Here is a 1,240-nt window from a genome sequence, read left to right as displayed (position 1 = left end):
GGCGCGGCCCGGGGGGGGGGGGTCCCCGGGCCGCGGCCCGCCCCCCGCCCGGCCCACGGCCCCAGTCGTTCCAGGACGGTCACCACGTCGGATTCCGGCCATCGGCCGTGTCCGAGTGATGGAAGCCGGGGCACTGCGGCCGGGTGAGGACGTCTTCCCGCACTCGCCCGCACGGATCGGCCAACGGCACGGCTCGGACGGCGACTCAAGGGCGCGTGACGTCCTTCCTCGGCCGTGATGTGCGGGCGACGAGGAAGAGGAGGATCCCGCAGGCGGCCACCAGGATCCAGCCGGGGCGGGAGGCGTGGGCGAGCTGGGCCGGGCCGGTGGCCGTGACCAGGCCGCCCGCGATCGCGATACCGAGGGCCGCACCGAATTGACGTGCGGTGGACGTGATCGCCCCGGCCACGCCCGCACGGGTGGGAGGGAGTCCGCTCACCGCGGTGTTGGTGATCGGGGCGTTGGCGAAACCGAACCCGATGCCGATGAGCGCGTAGGCCGACAGGAGCAGGACGACGCTCGTACCCGTGTCGAGCCCGGCCAGGCAGAGCCCGCCCGCCGTGAGGAACGCGCCGGCCAGGGACAGCGGCAGCCGTGGTCCGAGACGGCCGACCAGTCGGCCGGACAACGGTGCGCAGACGGTGGCTCCGACAGCCATGGGCAGAGTCGCCGTCCCGGCGGCCAGCGGTGTCCATCCCCGGGTGTGCTGCAGGTAGAGGGTGTTGAGGAGCAGCGTCACGTTCAGGGCGACGAAGACCGCCACAGCGCCCAGAACCGCACCGCTGAAGACCGGGTGCCGGAAGAGCCGCGGATCAATCAGTGGTTCGTCCCGGCGGCACTCGACCCGTACGAACGCGACCGACGCCGCGGCCACGAACGCGTACATCGTCAGCGCGAGGGGCGATGTCCAGCCGATGCGGGGTCCTTCGATGAGAACGCCGACAGAGACGCCGATGACCGCTGTCAGCAGGGCCTGGCCCGGGAGGTCGAGCCGCTGCGGGCGCCGCGCCCGGGACTCCGGCACGAACACCGCGCTGAGCGCGAGGGCGGCCACGACGACCGGCGCGTTGACCCAGAACACCGACCGCCAGCCGAACCCGGCGACGAGAGCCCCGCCCGTGACGGGACCGGCGGCCCTTGAGAACCCCAAAAACCCACCCCACACACCCCAAGCCAGCCCAAGCGGCCGCCGGGGCGGGCACGCCTTAACCAACAAAACCGACGCCACCCGGACTGTCCA

Annotated in this window: 1 protein-coding gene; it reads right to left on the bottom strand. The window is 72.9% G+C overall.

Features of this window, described 5'->3' with window-relative positions:
• Nucleotides 1-205: 205 nt before the first annotated feature.
• Complete coding sequence (locus ACFW2E_RS40535) at nucleotides 206-1,165, bottom strand: MFS transporter (RefSeq protein WP_384475208.1); 960 nt, start codon at nucleotides 1,163-1,165, stop codon at nucleotides 206-208.
• Nucleotides 1,166-1,240: the final 75 nt, after the last annotated feature.

The organism is Streptomyces sp. NPDC058964, assembly GCF_042741275.1.
Classification (GTDB): Bacteria; Actinomycetota; Actinomycetes; order Streptomycetales; family Streptomycetaceae; genus Streptomyces.
Note: the sequence above shows the minus strand (reverse complement) of the source record. Positions and strands in the feature narration are given on the sequence as shown.